This window comes from Psychroserpens jangbogonensis, assembly GCF_000797465.1.
GTDB classification, from domain to species: domain Bacteria; phylum Bacteroidota; class Bacteroidia; order Flavobacteriales; family Flavobacteriaceae; genus Psychroserpens; species Psychroserpens jangbogonensis.
On record NZ_JSWG01000043.1, the window covers coordinates 1 to 225 of the forward strand.

At 66.7% G+C, this 225-nt stretch carries 1 pseudogene; it reads left to right on the top strand.

Annotated elements, in window-relative coordinates:
* Nucleotides 1–225: pseudogene (locus tag RH81_RS16145) on the top strand (hypothetical protein); the annotation flags it as partial.

Consider the following 225-nt stretch of genomic DNA (forward strand, 5'->3'; position numbering starts at 1 on the left):
CGGCTACCTCTCACTCGAGCGGCCCTCCGGAACGCTCTCGGGTGGCGAGTCGCAGCGCGTCAAGATGATCCGGCACCTCGGCAGCTCGCTCACCGACGTCACGTACGTCTTCGACGAGCCGACGGTCGGCCTGCACCCGCACGACATCGAGAACATGAACGACCTGCTGCGTCGCCTGCGCGACAAGGGCAACACGGTGCTCGTCGTCGAGCACAAGCCGGAGAC